This window comes from Arthrobacter sorbitolis (genome assembly GCF_054510995.1).
Genome location: NZ_JBTNDM010000009.1, coordinates 83,011 through 98,268 on the forward strand (window position 1 = coordinate 83,011; position 15,258 = coordinate 98,268).

At 69.9% G+C, this 15,258-nt stretch carries 14 protein-coding genes and 2 riboswitches; of the genes, 7 read left to right on the plus strand and 7 right to left on the minus strand.

All coding sequences use genetic code 11. The features are described from left to right. Nucleotides 1-2: 2 nt before the first annotated feature. On the minus strand, nt 3-419 hold the full coding sequence (locus tag ACX80K_RS14355) for a CoA-binding protein (RefSeq protein ID WP_459272573.1): 417 nt from the start codon (nt 417-419) through the stop codon (nt 3-5). Between the two features lie 283 nt (nt 420-702). Here ACX80K_RS14355 and ACX80K_RS14360 point away from each other — a divergent pair, with 283 nt between their 5' ends. The 4 genes from ACX80K_RS14360 (at nt 703) to acs (ending at nt 5,457) form a co-directional block, all read left to right on the plus strand. Then, nucleotides 703-1,515: an ABC transporter ATP-binding protein gene (locus ACX80K_RS14360; RefSeq protein ID WP_459272574.1), complete on the plus strand. Its 813-nt coding sequence runs from the start codon at nt 703-705 to the stop codon at nt 1,513-1,515. A gap of 98 nt (nt 1,516-1,613) precedes the next feature. After that, nucleotides 1,614-2,654 carry an aliphatic sulfonate ABC transporter substrate-binding protein gene (locus ACX80K_RS14365; protein WP_459272575.1) on the plus strand — a complete coding sequence of 347 codons (1,041 nt, stop codon included), beginning with the start codon at nt 1,614-1,616 and terminating at the stop codon, nt 2,652-2,654. Next, a complete protein-coding gene (locus tag ACX80K_RS14370; RefSeq protein WP_459272576.1) occupies nt 2,651-3,514 on the plus strand; it encodes an ABC transporter permease in 864 nt (287 codons plus the stop codon). Before ACX80K_RS14365 ends, ACX80K_RS14370 begins: the two co-directional genes overlap by 4 nt. Next, nucleotides 3,505-5,457: an acetate--CoA ligase gene (gene acs, locus ACX80K_RS14375; RefSeq protein ID WP_459272577.1), complete on the plus strand. Its 1,953-nt coding sequence runs from the start codon at nt 3,505-3,507 to the stop codon at nt 5,455-5,457. Before ACX80K_RS14370 ends, acs begins: the two co-directional genes overlap by 10 nt. Nucleotides 5,458-5,558: 101 nt before the next feature. Here acs and ACX80K_RS14380 read toward each other — a convergent pair whose 3' ends face one another. Both ACX80K_RS14380 and ACX80K_RS14385 read right to left on the minus strand, forming a co-directional pair. After that, nucleotides 5,559-6,500 carry a LysM peptidoglycan-binding domain-containing protein gene (locus tag ACX80K_RS14380; RefSeq protein ID WP_459272578.1) on the minus strand — a complete coding sequence of 314 codons (942 nt, stop codon included), beginning with the start codon at nt 6,498-6,500 and terminating at the stop codon, nt 5,559-5,561. Between the two features lie 5 nt (nt 6,501-6,505). After that, nucleotides 6,506-6,716: riboswitch (cyclic di-AMP (ydaO/yuaA leader) on the minus strand. A gap of 83 nt (nt 6,717-6,799) precedes the next feature. Beyond that, nucleotides 6,800-7,036, minus strand: a complete 237-nt coding sequence (locus ACX80K_RS14385; RefSeq protein WP_459272579.1) for a hypothetical protein — start codon at nt 7,034-7,036, stop codon at nt 6,800-6,802. Nucleotides 7,037-7,138: 102 nt separating this feature from the next. Continuing rightward, a riboswitch (SAM riboswitch) is annotated at nt 7,139-7,244 on the plus strand. Between the two features lie 5 nt (nt 7,245-7,249). Between ACX80K_RS14385 and sfnG the strand changes: the two genes are divergently transcribed. The 3 genes from sfnG to ACX80K_RS14400 are packed head-to-tail and all read left to right on the plus strand — an operon-like array spanning nt 7,250 to nt 10,295. Next, a complete protein-coding gene (gene sfnG, locus ACX80K_RS14390; RefSeq protein ID WP_459272580.1) occupies nt 7,250-8,416 on the plus strand; it encodes a dimethylsulfone monooxygenase SfnG in 1,167 nt (388 codons plus the stop codon). Beyond that, nucleotides 8,416-9,795, plus strand: coding sequence for an O-acetylhomoserine aminocarboxypropyltransferase/cysteine synthase family protein (locus ACX80K_RS14395; RefSeq protein WP_459272581.1), 1,380 nt, complete (start codon nt 8,416-8,418; stop codon nt 9,793-9,795). Before sfnG ends, ACX80K_RS14395 begins: the two co-directional genes overlap by 1 nt. Further along, on the plus strand, nt 9,792-10,295 hold the full coding sequence (locus tag ACX80K_RS14400) for a CoA-binding protein (protein ID WP_459272582.1): 504 nt from the start codon (nt 9,792-9,794) through the stop codon (nt 10,293-10,295). Before ACX80K_RS14395 ends, ACX80K_RS14400 begins: the two co-directional genes overlap by 4 nt. Here the strand turns inward: ACX80K_RS14400 and ACX80K_RS14405 are convergent. The 4 genes from ACX80K_RS14405 to mmsA all read right to left on the minus strand — a co-directional run bounded on the left by ACX80K_RS14405 (nt 10,285) and on the right by mmsA (nt 15,233). Next, nucleotides 10,285-11,697, minus strand: a complete 1,413-nt coding sequence (locus tag ACX80K_RS14405; RefSeq protein ID WP_459272583.1) for a hypothetical protein — start codon at nt 11,695-11,697, stop codon at nt 10,285-10,287. The two genes, ACX80K_RS14400 and ACX80K_RS14405, sit on opposite strands and share 11 nt — an antisense overlap. Beyond that, on the minus strand, nt 11,694-12,248 hold the full coding sequence (locus tag ACX80K_RS14410) for an RNA polymerase sigma factor (RefSeq protein WP_459272584.1): 555 nt from the start codon (nt 12,246-12,248) through the stop codon (nt 11,694-11,696). Before ACX80K_RS14410 ends, ACX80K_RS14405 begins: the two co-directional genes overlap by 4 nt. Nucleotides 12,249-12,463: 215 nt before the next feature. Continuing rightward, nucleotides 12,464-13,699, minus strand: a complete 1,236-nt coding sequence (gene mmsB, locus ACX80K_RS14415; protein ID WP_459272585.1) for a multiple monosaccharide ABC transporter permease — start codon at nt 13,697-13,699, stop codon at nt 12,464-12,466. A 4-nt stretch (nt 13,700-13,703) separates the two neighbouring features. After that, nucleotides 13,704-15,233 (minus strand): multiple monosaccharide ABC transporter ATP-binding protein, encoded by a 1,530-nt coding sequence (gene mmsA / locus ACX80K_RS14420; RefSeq protein WP_459272586.1) that lies wholly within the window; start codon nt 15,231-15,233, stop codon nt 13,704-13,706. Nucleotides 15,234-15,258 lie beyond the last annotated feature (25 nt).

The following is a 15,258-nucleotide window of genomic DNA, read 5'->3' on the forward strand; positions in this document are numbered from 1 at the left end:
GGCTAGAGACCGAGGGCCGGCGCCTCCATGACGGGGCACGTGTCCATGACGACGTCGAGCCCCGCCTCCGCGGCGCGGCGGGCAGCGTCCTCATCGATGACGCCGAGCTGCAGCCAGACGGCGCGCGCGCCGACGGCGATGGCCTGGTCCACCACGGCACCCACGCGGGTGGAGTTCACGAAGCAGTCGACGACGTCGATGGTCCCCGGGACGTCCGCCAGGCGGGTGTAGCCCTTCTGCCCGTGGACGTCGTCGCCCTTGAGGCTCACCGGGACCACCTGCATGCCGAGGCGGTCCAGCAGGAAACGTGAGACGCCGACGGCGGCCCGGCGCGGATTGTTCGACAACCCCACCACCGCCCACCGCCCGGGCTCGGTCAGGAGCCTCTTGATCACCTGCGGGTCGTTCGCGTGCGCCACGGCGCCTCCTGCTCCTCGTGCGGGTCCGTCGCGGCGTCGGCCACCGCGTTTTGTTACAGCCTTTGTTACACGCCCTATTTTGCTCCCGATATGCCGCGGGCGTTTCATGGGAGTGACCATCCCGAGCGGCCGAGAGACCTGGATCAGTGAAGCCGCAGCAACCCTGGTCGTCCGACGTCCCCTGACGTCGGACGATAACGAGGTCCGAGCCGCGGGAACCACCGCACGACGGTGGCGAAGGCTCGGTCCGTAGGGTGCTACCGCCAGGACCGATGGAGACACCATGACCGCAGTTCTGGCACCCGGCAGCACCCATACCTCCACCAAGCAGGCCCTCGGCGTGCACTTCGCCGGCCTCGGCCGCAGCTTCGGCTCGCCCGCGGATCGGCGCACGGTGCTGCGGGACGTGACCGTGGAGGTGAAGGCCGGCGAGATCCTCGCCATCCTCGGGACGAGCGGATGCGGGAAGTCCACGCTCCTCCGTGCGGCCGCCGGGCTCGACATCCCCGACAGCGGCGAGGTCCTGATCGACGGGACCCCTGTGACGGGCATCGACGAGCGCTGCGCCGTCGCCTTCCAGGAACCCCGGCTGCTCCCCTGGCACACCCTGCAGGCCAACGTCGCGATCGGCCTGCCGAAATCCTCCAGTGCCAGCGCCGGCAAGGCGAAGGTCCTCGAACTGCTGAAGCTCGTGGGTCTCGACACCTTCGCCAAGCACCGGCCGCGCGAGGTCTCCGGGGGCATGGCCCAGCGCACCTCCCTGGCGCGTGCACTGGCACGCAATCCCGGCGTGCTCCTGCTCGACGAACCCTTCGGCGCCCTCGACGCCCTCACGCGCATCAAGATGCAGGACCTCCTCCTCGACATCCACCGCGCACAGCCCACCACGGTGCTGCTCGTCACGCACGACGTCGACGAGGCCCTCCAGCTCGCCGACCGCATCCTCGTCCTCGGACGCAGCGACGGAGACGCGGCGGGCTCCACGGTCGCCGAGCTCGTACCCGTGCCCGGCTCCCGTCCACGGGACCGGAACTCCGCGGACCTCGGCGCGCTCCGCAGCTCGCTGCTCTCCATGCTGGGCGTCACCGGGCACTAGTCCCGGTCCCCACCCGCTTCCCCACCCGGATCCCCGTCGCCGTGCGACGGGCTCCTGCCTTCCCCTCCCCGTTCCATCCGCTCGATCGAAGGACCACCATGAACCGCCGTGCCCTCCTGCCGACCCTCGCCCTCGCGACCACCCTCTCCGTCAGCCTGACCGGTTGCCTGGCCGGCGAGAACGCCGCCGACACGCAGGCCGCGGCCGACGGCACTGCCACCGAGGGCGGTGCACTCAACATCGATTTCGCCACCTACAACCCGCTGAGCCTCGTCATCAAGGACCAGGGCTGGCTCGAGGACGAGCTCGCCGACCAGGACATCACCGTCAACTGGGTGCAGTCCGCCGGGTCGAACAAGGCCAACGAGGCCCTGCGTGCCGGGGCCATCGACGTCGGGTCCACCGCCGGCTCCGCCGCGCTGCTCGCCCGCTCGAACGGCTCACCCATCAAGGCGATCGACATCTACTCCCAGCCGGAATGGGCCGCCCTGGTGACCCTCCCCGACTCCGGCATCACGAGCGTCGAGGACCTGCGCGGCAAGTCCGTCGCGGCGACCCGCGGCACCGACCCCTACTTCTTCCTGCTGCAGGCCCTCGAGGCCGCGGGCGTGGACCAATCCGAGGTCACCATCGAGAACCTGCAGCACGCCGACGGCCGGGCGGCGCTCGCCAGCGGCGCCGTCGACGCGTGGTCCGGCCTCGATCCGATCATGGCCGCCGCCGAGCAGGACGGCGCGCAGCTGTTCTTCCGGGACATCGACTTCAACACCTACGGCTTCCTCAACGCCACGGAGGATTTCCTCGCCGAGAAGCCCGACGTCGCGCAGACCGTCGTCGACGCCTACGAGAAGGCCCGCGCCTGGGCCAAGGAGAACCCCGAGGAGACCGCGGCCATCCTCGCGGAGGTCGCGTCGATCGATCCGGCCGTCGCCGACTCGGTCATCATCGACCGCACCAACCTCGACGTCGATCCCGCGCCGGGCGACGCGCAGCGCAGCGTCCTCGAGAAGATCGGTCCCGTGTTCGTGGAGACCGGCGACGTACAGAGCCAGCAGCAGATCGACGACGCCCTCGGGTCCCTGTTCGACGCCTCCCTCGTCGAGAAGGCCGACCCGGACTCCATCGGATCCGGTTCATGAGCCAAGACGTTCCGCACCAGGTCGCCGTTCCGGTCAGCAGGCAGGGGCTGGAGGCCCAGGGTCTTCCTGTGACCGGGGACGGTGCGAAGCGGCAGGGTCGAGGCGGGGCCCGCCGGGCCGGCGTCCTCCTGCTCGGGCTCATCGTGCCCGCGCTCATCCTGCTCGCCTGGCACCTGAGCACGGTGTCGGGGTTCTTCCGTCCGTCGCAGCTCCCGTCGCCGGCGTCGGTCCTCGCGGCCGCCGTCGACCTCGTCGAGCGCGGGCAGCTGGCCACCCACATCCTGATCTCCACGCAGCGCGTGGTCCTCGGGTTCCTCATCGGGTCAGTGCTCGGCGTGCTGGCCGGGGCCCTGCTGGGTCTCTCCCGCATCGCGGACGTCCTGCTCACCCCGACGGTCGGGGCGCTCCGGGCCGTCCCGTCCCTGGCATGGGTGCCCCTGCTGGTCCTGTGGATCGGCATCAACGAGGACTCCAAGGTCACGCTGATCAGCATCGGCGCGTTCTTCCCCGTGTTCACCACGCTCTACCTGGGGCTGCGGCACGTCGACCGCAACCTCGTCGAGGCCGCGCGCGCCTTCGGCCTGAACGGCGTCCGCCTGCTGACCACGGTGCAGCTCCCCGCCGTCGTCCCCGCCCTGTTCTCCGGACTCCGGCTCGCCCTCGCACAGTCCTGGCTGTTCCTCGTCGCCGCGGAGCTCATCGCGTCGTCGATGGGGCTCGGCTTCCTGCTGACCGACTCCCAGCAGACGGGCCGCGTGGACCGCATCATCCTCGCGATCATCCTGCTCGCGGTCATCGGCAAGACCACGGACGCGCTCCTCGGCATCGCCGAGCGCTGGGCGGTGCGCCGGTGGGCGTAGGCGGTGCGGTACCGCACACCGCGGCGCCCGACGGTCCCGCGGAGCTCCAGGACGAGGCCGACCGGCTGGCGTTCTGGGCGGAGCAGGCCCTCCGGCTCGACTGGGACTCGCCGTGGGACACCCTGCACACGTTCCGCCAGGCGACCCCGCAGGAGGACGGGACGCTCAGCGTGCCCGTCATCGAGTGGTTCGCGGGTGGGACGCTGAACGTCGCCGCGAACTGCGTGGACCGGCACGTGCGCGCCGGCAACGGCGGGCGGGTGGCCCTGCACTTCGAGGGCGAGCCCGGTGACAGGCGCACCGTGACCTACGCCCAGCTGCAGGACGAGGTGTCGCGGGCCGCGAATGCGCTCCTCGCCCTCGGCATCGGGGCGGGCGACCGCGTGGTCGTCTACCTGCCGGTCCTCGTCGAGACGGTCGTCATCACCCTCGCGTGCGCCCGGATCGGGGCCGTGCACTCCCTCGTGTTCGGCGGGTTCTCGGCCGAGGCGCTCCGCTTCCGCGTCGAGGACACCGGGGCAAGGCTCCTCGTCACCACCGACGGCCAGTACCGGCGGGGCACGGCCGTCCCCGTCAAGGACAACGCCGACGCCGCGGTCGCGGGCCAGAACAGCATCGAGCACGTCCTCGTGGTCCGCCGGACGGGATCCGACGTCGCCTGGACGGAGGGCCGGGACATCTGGTGGCACGACGTCGTCGACACGGCCTCGCCACACCACGAGCCGGAGCCGTTCGATGCCGAGACGCCGCTGTTCATCATGTACACCTCGGGGACGACCGGGAAGCCGAAGGGCCTCGTGCACACCTCGGGAGGCTACCTGACGCAGGCATCGTGGAGCTTCGAGCATCTCTTCAGCCACCCCAACCCGCTGCAGCGCGGGCAGGACGTGCACTGGTGCACGGCGGACCTCGCCTGGGTCACCGCGCACACGTACGAGCTGTACGGACCGCTGTCCAACGGTGCCACGCAGGTCATCTTCGAGGGCACCCCGAACACGCCGCACCCGGGCCGCCACTTCGAGATCATCGAACGGTACGGCGTCACCAGCTACTACACCGCACCCACCCTCGTCCGCTCGCTCATGGGCTGGTTCCCCGACGGCGTGCCGCCGGGCTACGACCTCTCGAGCATCCGCGTGCTCGGCACCGTGGGCGAGGCCGTGAACCCCGAGGCGTGGCGCTGGTTCCGCAGGAACCTCGGACGGGACGAGGTGCCCGTCGTCGACACCTGGTGGCAGTCCGAGACCGGCGCCACGGTGCTCTCCCCCAGCCCTACCGACACCGACTTCAAGCCCGGCTGCGCGGCACGTGCCCTACCCGGGGTCAGCACGCGGATCGTCGACGAGGACGGCCGGGCCGTCCCGCCCGGCGAGCAGGGTCTCATCGTCGTCGACCGCCACGGACCCGCCATGGCGCGGACGGTGTGGGGGAACCCGCAGCGCTACCTCGACGCCTACTGGCGGAAGTTCGCGAGCCGGGGCTGGTTCCTCGCGGGCGACGGCGCGCGGTACGACGACGACGGCGACACCTGGATCCTGGGCCGTGTCGACGATGTCATCAACGTCTCGGGGCACCGCCTGTCCACCATCGAGATCGAATCGGCGCTCGTCGCCCACCCTCTCGTCACGGAGGCCGGCGCATGCCCGATCCCGGATCCGCTGACGGGTCACGCCATCGCGGCCTTCGTGGTCCTCACCGCCGGCGCGGACCATGGGGCCGACGTCGCTGCGACGCTGCGCGCCCATGTGGCGGAGGCGATCGGACCGATCGCGCGGCCCTCGGCCGTCGTCGTCGTGCCCGATGTCCCCAAGACGCGGTCCGGGAAGATCATGCGGCGCCTGCTGACGCAACTCTACGAGGGCAGCCCCCTCGGGGACACCACGTCCCTGCAGAACGAGGGGTGCATCCCCGGGATCCAGCACGTCCTGGCGGCGCGGGGCTGAAACCCGCCCGCCGCCCGCCCGGACGGATCCCGCTTAAAGAAGGAAGCGGCAGGCGCCCCGTCCAAGCACCTGCCGCTTCCCGCGTGTGGTTCGTTCAGGAATCAGACCCGGACGAAGGATGCTCCCGGAAGGTCCGAGAGAGGGTGCTGCATGGTGAGGTTCGACCCGTTCATGCCGCTGCTGATGACCTGGCCGCCACCGGCGTAGATGGCCACGTGGCCACCGGTGATGACGATGTCGCCGGGGGCGGGGGTCGCCACCGTCGCGCCGTACTGGAAGAACTGCGACGGGCCGAGGTCGCCCGCGGCGATCCCGGCTGCGTGCAGCGCGTTCTCGACGAGCACGGTGCAGTCCTGGACCGCTCCGGCCGCGAGCTGCGACTGGGCCGACGCCAGGAGGGTCCCACCGGCGCCGCCGGCTGCCGGGGTGACCTCGGCCGAGGCCAGGTAGACGCCCGAACCGGGGGCTTCCGACACGGCCGGGGCCGGGGCGGGAGCAGGAGCCGGGGCGACGGCCGCAGCCTGCTGGACGACCGGCGCCGGGGCGACGACCGCTGCCTGCTGCACGGGAGCCGCAGGAGCGACCGCGACAGGAACGGAGACCGTCTGCGCGGTTGCCGCTCCACCCGTGGGGATCACGATGGAGTCACCGGGGAAGATGACGGACGCGAGGGAGAGCCCGTTGGCCGCGAGGACCGCGGTCAGGTCCGCGCCGTAGCTCGCCGAGATGCCGCCGAGGGTGTCGCCGGCGACGACGGTGTGGGTCGCGTCGGCTGCAGCGGCCGGAGCCGCGGGAGCGGCCTGGACGGCGGGAGCGGCCTGGGCTGCCACGGCTGCCGGTGCCGGCGTCGCGGCCTGCTCCGTGTAGGACCCGGCGTGGGCGGTGCCGACGACGCTGAGCGCGAGGCCCGACGTGACGGCGACGACGGCAACGGGACGCCCCACCATGGTGGCGTGGGCCTTCGCGGCGCGGGACAGGCCCTGCAGTGCGAGATTGCCGTCGATTGCGGCGCGGTGGCGCGCCGAAGAGATCTTTCGTGACATGGATGTATACCTCTCCCATGCCTGCGGGGTGAGCTGTCGGGTTCGGATGGGAGTCACCCGGGCGCGTGCACCAGCTGATCAGCTGCTGCGATGCGACTTAACCCCAAGGACGTCGGCAGGTGTTGCTGCGCGCCCACTGGAACTGTGGTTCCCCCGTCCCCGCCGTGATGTGTGCGAACGTATCCGGGACGACGGCGGGGCTCGGCATTTCGTCCAGGAGCGCCTCACATAGGCGGAGGCACCCGACGAACATAGCCACTGCTCGGACGTTTTGTCACATTCACATAACGCCGCGTACCCTACCCCCCGGTACGGGCCGATCGCCGGCGACGGAACGCGAGCCCCGTGCATGCAGCACTGAGGACGAGGAGCACCGACTGCTGCAGGTAGAACCAGGCGCTCGCCGTCGGATCAGCGCCGATGGCCGCTGCCACGAGGCTGCCGGACAGCGCGGCCGTCAGCGCCGCCCCGACACAGAGGAGCGTGCTCCAGAATCCCTGCTCGTGGGTACGCTCCGCCGCCCTCCAGCTCTCCATCCCCCCACCCTATGCGGGAGGGACGGGCGCGGCATGCGGCGGGGCTCGCTCACACGGGGACACATTGTTTGGTTCCCCGGCGGCTCGGTGTCAGACTCGATCTGACCATCCCGAGCGGCTGAGAGATCTGGCTCACTGACGCCGCAGCAACCCTGGCCTCCGCATCCGACGCGGCGACAGAAGGGTGCTACTGCCAGACCGATGGAGGATCCGATGAGCGTCGCCGACCTTTCAACCCCCCTGAAATTCGCCTACTGGGTGCCGAACGTCAGCGGGGGCCTGGTCGTCTCGACGATCGAGCAGCGCACCAGCTGGGACTTCGACTACAACAGGAAGCTCGCCCGGATCGCCGAGGACGCCGGGTTCGAATACGCCCTGTCGCAGACCCGCTACGCCGCGTCGTACGGAGCGGACAAGCAGCACGAGGCGACGTCGTTCTCCCTCGCCCTCCTCGCCGCCACGGAGAAGCTGAAGGTGATCGCCGCGGTCCATCCCGGCATGTGGCACCCGGGCGTCCTGGCGAAGTTCATCATCACCGCCGACCACATCTCGAACGGCCGTGCCGCCGTCAACATCGTCTCCGGCTGGCTGAAGGACGAGTTCGTGAACTTCGGCCTGGAATGGCTCGAGCACGACGAACGCTACGTCCGCACCGAGGAGTTCATCCGGGTGCTGCGCGGCCTGTGGACCGAGGAGGGGTACAGCCAGTCGGGCAGGTACTACGACATCCGGGACTTCACGCTGAGCCCCGCCCCCGTGGACGTGCCCGGCCGCCCGCACCCCGAGGTCTTCTTCGGGGGCAACTCGACGGCGGCCCAGGCCACGGCGGGTCGGGTGGCGGACTGGTACTTCTCGAACGGCAAGGACCTCGAGGGCTTCAAGGAGAACATCGCGGGCGTCCAGGCGTCCGCCGCCGAGGCCGGGCGGCACCCCCGGTACGGGCTCAACGGGTTCGTCATCGCCCGCGACTCCGAGAAGGAGGCCCGGGACACGCTGCGTGAGATCGTCGAGAAGGCGCATCGGCCTGCCGTCGAGGGCTTCCGCGACGCCGTGCAGGAAGCCGGAGCCTCGACGAAGGACGGCAGGGGCATGTGGGCGGACTCCACGTTCGAGGACCTCGTCCAGTACAACGACGGCTTCAAGACACAGCTCATCGGTACGCCCGAGCAGATCGCCGAGCGCATCGTCGAGTACAAGAAGATCGGCGTGAACCTCTTCCTCACCTGCTACCTGCACTTCCAGGAGGAGGTCGCGGCCTTCGGCACGGACATCCTCCCGATCGTCCGGCAGCTCGAGGCGGATGCCGCGCGCGCGGCGGGGGTCGACTTCGATCCTGAGGCCACTCTCCCAGTCCACGAACCCACCAAGGCAGGTATCTGATGGCAGAACGTTCTTTCGGCTTCCGTACGCGTGCCCTGCACGCGGGCGGCACCCCCGACGCCACGCACGGCGCGCGCGCCGTACCGATCTACCAGACGACGTCGTTCGTGTTCAAGGACACCAATGACGCCGCCAACCTCTTCGCGCTGCAGAAGTACGGCAACATCTACTCGCGCATCGGCAATCCCACCGTCGCGGCGTTCGAGGAACGCATCGCCTCCCTCGAGGGCGGCATCGGCGCGGTGGCGACGGCGTCCGGCATGAGCGCCGAGTTCATCACCTTCGCGGCGCTGTGCCAGGCGGGCGACCACATCGTCGCCGCCTCGCAGCTCTACGGCGGGACCGTCACGCAGCTGGACGTCACGCTGCGCCGCTTCGGCATCGAGACCACCTTCGTACCCGGGACCGACCCCGCGGACTACGCCGCCGCCATCCGGGAGAACACCAAGGCCGTCTACGCCGAGGTCATCGCCAATCCGTCCGGCGAGATCGCGGATCTCGCAGGGCTGGCGAAGGTGGCGCACGATGCCGGCGTCCCGTTCATCGTCGACTCCACCCTGAGCACCCCCTACCTCGTGCGGCCCATCGAGCACGGCGCGGACATCGTCATCCACTCGGCCACGAAGTTCATCGGCGGACACGGCACCACGCTCGGCGGCGTGGTCGTGGAGAGCGGCCGGTTCGACTGGGGCAACGGCAAGTTCCCCACCATGACCGAGCCCGTGCCCTCGTACGGGAACATCCAGTGGTGGGCGAACTTCGGCGAATACGGGTTCCTGACGAAGCTGCGCACCGAGCAGCTCCGTGACATCGGCCCGGCGCTCTCGCCCATGTCGGCCTTCCAGCTGCTGCAGGGCGTGGAGACCCTGGCGCAGCGCCTGGACGAGCACCTGGAGAACGCGCAGGCCGTGGCCGAATGGCTGCAGGCCGACCCCCGCGTGGAGTACGTCAACTATGCGGGCCTCCCCACGCACGTGCACCACGAACGCGCGAAGACCTACCTGCCGCAGGGCCCCGGATCGGTGTTCAGCTTCGGCATCAGGGGCGGGCGCAAGGCCGGGCAGAAATTCATCGAGTCGCTGCAGCTCGCCTCGCACCTCGCGAACGTCGGCGATGCGCGCACGCTCGTGATCCACCCCGGCTCCACGACGCACCAGCAGCTCTCGGCCGAGCAGCTCGCCGCGGCAGGCGTCCCCGAGGACCTGGTGCGCATCTCGGTGGGACTCGAGGACCTGGACGACATCCTGTGGGATCTCGACCAGGCACTCGACATCGCGGTGGACTCGCCGGACGCATCCTTCGACGACCTTCCGCAGGAAGCGGCGGGACAGGACGACGACGACGCATCGGCGTCGCGGGCAGTGGGAGTGGGAGCATGAGCGGCACAGGAACACCGGCACGGACCTGGGAGGGGCCCTCGGCACCCGAACGTCTCGCCCTACTGAGGAACGCGCGGTCGGTGGCGATCGTCGGAGCGTCGGACAAGCCCTCGCGGGCCTCCTACTTCGTGGCGACCTACCTGCAGTCCTCCTCGCCGTACCGCCTGTACTTCGTCAATCCGGTGGCGAAGGAGATCCTGGGTCAGCCTGCCTATGCGTCGCTCAAGGACCTCCCCGAGGTGCCCGACGTGGTGGACGTGTTCCGCAAGCACGACGACCTGCCGTCCGTGCTGCAGGAGACCCTCGACGTCGGCGCGAAGACGCTGTGGCTGCAGCTCGGCTCCTGGCACGAGGACGTCGCCCGGGAGGCGGAGACCTCCGGCCTGGACGTCGTCATGGACCGCTGCATCAAGATCGAGCACGCACGCTTCCACGGAGGACTCAACCTCGCCGGGTTCAACACCGGCGTCATCTCCTCGAAGCGGCAGATCACCTCGTAGCGGGCTGCGCGACGGTGGGTCCCGGCACCGCCGGCACCGTCGCTTCCGGAGCCACGTCCGCGGGCCGGACGACGGCCTCGGTGGGCGCCTCCGGGACGGCAGGTCTGGGCGGCGCGGCCGCGGGCACGACGGCCTCGTCGGGCGCCTCCGGGACGGCAGGGTCGGGTAACGCGTCCGCGGGCTGCACGACGGTGGGGTCGTCGGTCTCCGGAAGGTCCTCGGCCGGTACGTCGCCGTTCCAGGGATCGGCCGCCACGTCATCCTCCGGCAGGGCCGCAGGGTCCACGGCCGTCTCGGCGAGGAACAGGACCAGCTCCTCGGGACCCCAGGTCACCGGGGCCTCGACGAGGGCGAACGTGTCGGGCGGCCCCGCGGGCGCGCGCAGCCACGACATGCGCGGCTGCGCCGGCGGCTCCTGCTCCTGGTACTTGTCGGCGACCGTGTCGCGGTCGCCCGTCCGGACCTTCCCGTCCTGGCGCCGCCCGGTGTCCTCCGCCTCGTCCTCGCCCGTGTCCTGACCCGTCCCGTCCCGTCCGATCCTGGTCGGGCCCGTCACGTCGTGACCCGCCTCGACCGGGCCCGTCCTGTCATGACCCGCCTTGCCCGGGTCCGTCCTGTCATGACCCGCCTTGCCCGGACCGGCCTTCGGGACGTCGGTCCCCTTCGCACCGGGCACTGCCTGCCGTGCGGGTGGACCGGCCGGAACCGCGGGTCCGGGTCCCTGGGTCGGCGTCAGCACGACCGCTCCGGCAGGGTGCCTCATCTCCGAGGCGACGGGAGCCGCGGCGGGGGCAGCGGATCCCCCGACGCCGGTACCCGCCACTGCTCCGGACGATACTGCTCCGGACGACGCGGACCCGGGGATGCCGCCCGGACCGGTGGAACCACCGGGGCCCGAGGCCTCGATGGAGGGTGCGGACGCAGGACCGGGCGCGGGGCCCGGCCCAGGACCCGGCATTCCGGGCGCATCGAGCCCGCCCCTCCGGGGAGGGGCGACGACGGCCGGGACCCGCCCCGCCGGGCCGTCGGCCAGCGTGGTCGATGCGTCCCCCGCGTGGTCGGCGTCGTTGCGGACCGAGAAGCGGGTAATCGAATCGACGGCCTCGTCGAGCCCTGCGCGGAGGTGGAGCGTCCCCGCCGCGACCCCGGACATGCCCGCACCCATCGACACGGCCAGGGCACCTCCGATGAAGGTGATGCGGCGCTTGTTCCGGCGGCTCCTCGGCGCCGTGCCGCCGTCCGCCATCAGTTGTGCCAGCTCGGCGGAGGCGTCCGGTGCGTGCTGCCCACCGAGCGCGCCGATGGTCCGCACGGCATGGACGAGTGCGGGGTCCTCGGGGATGCCGGCCTCCTCGAGGAGGTGCAGCACGGAGTCCGGCGACGGGGTGTCACGTCCAGTCATAGCGCTTCCGATTCGTTGGGTCGTACGAGTTCCTTCAGCTTCAGCAGTCCCCGCCGCTGCAGCTGCTTGACCGATCCCGCGGATCTCCCGAGGATCTCCGCGACCTGCTCGATCGGCAGTTCCGCCACGATGCGCAGCAGGAGCACATCACGCTGCTCGGCGTTGAGCTGTGCCAGCATGCCGGTCGCCCCTCCGGCGTCGAGGTTCCCCAGCGCCACCGTCTCGGCCGAGTCGGTGGTCCGCAGGTCGCCGTCGGCCTCGTACCCCACGAGGACCGGCGCCCGCAGCTTCCTCCGCACCTCGTCGACGTGACGGGCGTGCGCCACGGAGAAGGTGAACGTGCGCAGCCCCCGCGGTCCGCCGGAGACGGAGTCCAGTTTCGAGAACACCGTGAGAAAGACATCCTGCGTCAGGGCCTCGGGGTCGTCCGCCCCCCGGCCCGCGAAGTAGCCGAGCACGGCAGGGCCCATCGCCTGGTAGATCTGGGAGAGGGCCGCGGGTTCGCCGGCCTGTGCGCGGTCGAGCGCATCATCAGGCAGCGGTGTGACCACGGTCTCTTCCTTGTTCGAGCGGGACGGCGACACCCATCGTAGCGGTGCGTCCACGCGCCCGACCGCGGACGCACCAGGGCCGGGGCAAGAAAAAGGCCGCACCGAGGCCCGTTGGGGGATAAGCCTCGGTGCGGCGCTTACACAGGGGTAATCGACGGGAGGGACGGAAAAGTTACGCCGATGCGTGAACTTCTTCCCGTCGTCTTCCGGGGGTCCTACTTCAGGGCGTTGGAGGCACGGCGCTTGTTGAAGACGTCGAACCCGACCGCGAGCAGGAGCACCATGCCCTTGATGAACTGCTGCACGTCGATGCCGACGCCCAGCAGGGACATCCCGTTGTTCAGCACACCCATGATGAGGCCGCCGGTGATGGCACCGATCACGGTGCCCACGCCGCCGGTCACCGCGGCGCCGCCGATGAACGCGGCAGCGATGGCATCGAGCTCGAAGAGGTTGCCCGCACCCGGGCCGGCGGAGTTGAGCCGACCCGTGAAGATGAGGCCGGCCAGCGCCGCCAGGACGCCCATGTTGACGAACAGCATGAAGTCGATGCGCTTCGTGTTGACGCCCGAGAGCTGTGCGGCCTGCAGGTTCCCGCCGCGAGCGTAGATGTGGCGGCCGAACACGCTGTTGCTCATGACCAGGCTGTAGGCGACGATCAGGATGCCGAGGACCACGAGGACGATCGGCGTCCCGCTGCGGGAGCCTGCCAGGAGGTAGGTCAGGCCCAGGATGATGGCGGCGATGAACGCGAGCTTGGTGTAGAACCAGGCCGCGGGCTCGTCCTCGAGCTTCAGGCGCGCGCGCGTGGCCCGGCCCCGGAGCTGGCTGGCGACGAGAAGGACGACGGCGACGACGCCGAGGACCACCGTGGTCCAGTCGAGGAGGTTCGTCTCCGGCGGGAAGAGCCCGGGGAAGAGAAAGCCGCCGCCGAGCTGGCGGTACTCCTCGGGGAACCCGGTGATGCGCTGGTTCTCGAGCACGATCTGCGTGAGTCCGCGGAACACGAGCATGCCCGCGAGGGTGACGATGAACGCGGGGATGCCCACGTAGGCCACCCAGAAGCCCTGCCAGGCGCCGACGAGCCCGCCGATCACGAGCGAGGCGATGAAGGCCACCCACCAGGTGAAGCCCCAGTCCTGGATCATGATGCCGGACATCGCGCCGACGAAGGCCGCCACGGACCCGACGGACAGGTCGATATGCCCGGCGACGATGATCATGACCATGCCGATGGCCAGCAGCAGGATGTAGCTGTTCTGGACGATGATGTTGGAGACGTTGTCCGGCATGAGCAGCGCGCCCCCGGTCAGCACCTGGAACAGGGCGACGATCACGATGAGCGCGACGAAGATGCCGATCTGCCGCAGCCGGCTCGTGAGGAAGGCCAGCCCGTGCTTCACGGGGGGCGGAGGTGCGGTCACTGCGGGGTCCTTGACGGTGGTAGCCATGGAATCAGTCCTTTTCCTTGGTCATGTACTGCATGAGGAGTTCCGGTGTCGCCTGCCCGATGGGCACCTCCGCAGTGATGCGGCCCTCGGCGAGGGTGTAGATGCGATCACAGATGCCGAGGAGCTCGGGCAGCTCGGACGAGATGACGATGACGGCCTTCCCCTCGGAGGCGAGGCGATTGATGATCGTGTAGATCTCGTACTTGGCGCCGACGTCGATCCCGCGGGTGGGCTCGTCGAGGATCAGGACATCGGGGTCCGAGAACATCCACTTGGAGAGCACCACCTTCTGCTGGTTCCCGCCGGAGAGCTTGCCCGTGATGGCGGTGACCGTAGGCGCCTTGATGTTCATCGACCTCCGGTAGTCGCCCGCGACGACGGCTTCCCTGCCGCTGTCCACCCAGCCGCGCTTCGAGAGCTTGCCGAGGGCGGCACCGGAGACGTTGCGCTTGATGTCGTCGATCAGGTTCAGCCCGTACCGCTTGCGGTCCTCCGTGGCGTACGCGATGCCGTGCCGGATCGCCTCGCCGACGGTGCGCGTGGTGATCGGGGTCCCGTTCTTGTAGAGGGTGCCCGTGATGTGCGAGCCGTAGCTCCGCCCGAAGATGCTCATGGCGAGCTCGGTCCGCCCGGCGCCCATGAGTCCGGCGATGCCGACCACCTCGCCCGCCCGGACGTTGAGGTTCGCCGCGTCGACGATCACCCGGGAGCTCTCCTGCGGGTGGTGCACGGTCCAGTCCTCCACCCGCAGGACCTCCTCGCCGATGGCGGGCGTGCGCTCGGGGTAGCGGCTCTCCATGTCGCGTCCCACCATGCCCCTGATGATGCGCTCCTCCGTGACCGAACCGTCGTGGAGGCTCAGCGTCTCGATGGTGCGGCCGTCGCGGAGGATCGTGACGGAGTCGGCGATCTCACGGATCTCGTTGAGCTTGTGGCTGATGATGATGCAGGTGATGCCCTCGGCACGGAGGCCCTTCACGAGCCCGAGGAGGTGCGCGGAGTCCTCGTCGTTGAGGGCGGCGGTGGGTTCGTCGAGGATCAGCAGCTTGACGTTCTTGGACAGTGCCTTCGCGATCTCCACGAGCTGCTGCTTGCCGACACCGATGTCACCGGCGCGGACCACCGGATTGAGATCCAGTCCGACGCGACGGAGCAGCTTGGCCGCCTCCACGTTGGTCTCGTTCCAGTTGATGAACCCGCGCTTCTCGCGTTCGTTGCCGAGGAAGATGTTCTCGGCGACGGACAGGAACGGTGAGAGGGCGAGTTCCTGGTGGATGATGACGATGCCGTCGTGCTCGCTGTCGCGGATGTCCTTGAACTCCACGACGGAGCCCTCGAACTCGATGTCGCCGTCGTACGTGCCGTGCGCGTAGACGCCGGACAGCACTTTCATCAGGGTCGATTTCCCGGCCCCGTTCTCCCCGCAGATCGCGTGGACTTCGCCGCGCGCGACGTCGAGGTTGACGTCCTGCAGTGCCTTCACGCCTGGGAAGGTCTTGGTGATGCGGCGCATCCTGAGGATGTTCTCCGCCATGGTCAGGCCTCGCTTAGTCGAGTGG

What these genes read in the sequence shown, in the direction of transcription:
- ACX80K_RS14405 (WP_459272583.1), bottom strand. Translation starts at nt 11,697, where the DNA reads ATGACTGGACGTGACACCCCGTCGCCGGACTCCGTGCTGCACCTCCTC.
- ACX80K_RS14395 (WP_459272581.1), top strand. Translation starts at nt 8,416, where the DNA reads ATGGCAGAACGTTCTTTCGGCTTCCGTACGCGTGCCCTGCACGCGGGC.
- ACX80K_RS14360 (WP_459272574.1), top strand. Translation starts at nt 703, where the DNA reads ATGACCGCAGTTCTGGCACCCGGCAGCACCCATACCTCCACCAAGCAG.
- ACX80K_RS14380 (WP_459272578.1), bottom strand. Translation starts at nt 6,500, where the DNA reads ATGTCACGAAAGATCTCTTCGGCGCGCCACCGCGCCGCAATCGACGGC.
- ACX80K_RS14385 (WP_459272579.1), bottom strand. Translation starts at nt 7,036, where the DNA reads ATGGAGAGCTGGAGGGCGGCGGAGCGTACCCACGAGCAGGGATTCTGG.
- ACX80K_RS14400 (WP_459272582.1), top strand. Translation starts at nt 9,792, where the DNA reads ATGAGCGGCACAGGAACACCGGCACGGACCTGGGAGGGGCCCTCGGCA.
- mmsB (WP_459272585.1), bottom strand. Translation starts at nt 13,699, where the DNA reads ATGGCTACCACCGTCAAGGACCCCGCAGTGACCGCACCTCCGCCCCCC.
- ACX80K_RS14370 (WP_459272576.1), top strand. Translation starts at nt 2,651, where the DNA reads ATGAGCCAAGACGTTCCGCACCAGGTCGCCGTTCCGGTCAGCAGGCAG.
- mmsA (WP_459272586.1), bottom strand. Translation starts at nt 15,233, where the DNA reads ATGGCGGAGAACATCCTCAGGATGCGCCGCATCACCAAGACCTTCCCA.
- sfnG (WP_459272580.1), top strand. Translation starts at nt 7,250, where the DNA reads ATGAGCGTCGCCGACCTTTCAACCCCCCTGAAATTCGCCTACTGGGTG.
- ACX80K_RS14365 (WP_459272575.1), top strand. Translation starts at nt 1,614, where the DNA reads ATGAACCGCCGTGCCCTCCTGCCGACCCTCGCCCTCGCGACCACCCTC.